Genomic DNA, 1,404 nt, shown 5'->3' with positions numbered 1-1,404 from the left:
GGTCGCTTCCTCCTCGGTATCGAATGCGACGGTGCCGCATACCACGATGCGCAGTCTGCCCGCGATCGTGATCGCCTTCGTCAGCAAGTGCTTGAAGACCATGGCTGGAATCTTCATCGCATCTGGAGTACCGACTGGTTCCAAAGGCCGGTGGAGCAACTCGAGCTGGTTTGTCTCCGGATCGAGGCAGCGCGTAAGGCGTTCGACGAAGGGGTTGAAGAGGCGGCGTTGGCCCTTGCTCTTGACCGGGAGGGGACTTACGTTGAACGTGAGGATGTGCCGGAAGAGGGTTCGGACCCTTTCCCGTTATACGAAGAAGCGAAGTTGAACCGGCCTGCGCACCGCACTGAAGAGCTGCACGAAGTCCCCAAGGGAGTGATCACGCAGTTGGTTGTTGAGGCAGTCAGCATTGAAGGTCCCGTGCACGTGGACGAGGTCGTTTCTCGGATTCGTGATGCTTGGGGTGTGAGGCGAGCGGGAAGCCGTATACAGCTGGCGGTGAGTGCTGCCATCGACGTCGCCGTAGGCCAACGCTACCTCGCTAAAGATGGTGATTTTCTATCGCTTCCTGAGACGCAGCCGGCTATCCGCGATCGGTCGGAGGTCATCTCCATCGCTTTGCGTAGGCCCGACATGCTGCCGCCTACCGAACTCGCCGCGGCTGTGATGCTCATCGTCGATCGCAACTTTGGCGCGAGCCGTTCACAGGTAGTTGAGCGTGTGGCTAGGGCCATCGGCGTGCGCGCCATTAGTGCTCAGGTCCGTGAGCGAATCTCGGATGTCGTGGACTCGCTCATTCAGCGCCAAGCGATTCTCGAGAACGACAATATGCTGGCGATCCAAACATAGAGCCGGCGGTTTCGAGAAGGATACTTCGCGCTGTGGATGTGGCTTGCTATGCCGTTGAAACGGTCTAATTGACGATAACTAGGAATTATCAGCAGATGCAAGTTGACTATTCGGCCAGCTATTCAATCAAAGAAATCAAGTCAACCTCCGATGCCAACTACGCGGGCGCAATCGCAATCTACGCAACCCATACCCCTCCGTCTCTTCGAACGGACACCAACGAGATCGGGCACTGGCTAAATAATTACAATAAGCGTTTCGATGACCGCTTTCACGTTCTTGCATTCTTCATCAACAGTGATCTCGCGGGTTACTGTCAATTGGTACACCTGCGCGACCACGACCTGATTGTGATCGACTACATCACAATCGATGATAAGTACCGGGGTGGGTATAACGTCTTTTTTGAGTTTGCGGAGCACGTCAAAGCATTCATACGGAAAAACTATCCGGATCACCGCTACGTCGCAGTGGAAATCGCTCCGCTGCGAGATGATGCCGAAGCACGTTATGGCTTCGCTTTGATGCGTCTGTTGAAAATGGTTGGCTTCGGGG

2 protein-coding genes are annotated in these 1,404 nt (G+C 55.3%); both read left to right on the top strand.

Annotation, left to right across the window (positions count from 1 at the left end; all coding sequences use genetic code 11):
* Nucleotides 1–849: DUF3320 domain-containing protein (locus AC1DVF_RS29265; protein WP_477783638.1), on the top strand; the 849-nt coding region annotated here is incomplete at its 5' end.
* A 95-nt stretch (nucleotides 850–944) separates the two neighbouring features.
* The coding region (locus AC1DVF_RS29260) for a hypothetical protein (RefSeq protein WP_477783637.1) at nucleotides 945–1,404 on the top strand (460 nt) is incomplete at its 3' end.

The organism is Pseudomonas sp. P4_D7, assembly GCF_056401755.1.
Note: the sequence above shows the minus strand (reverse complement) of the source record. Positions and strands in the feature narration are given on the sequence as shown.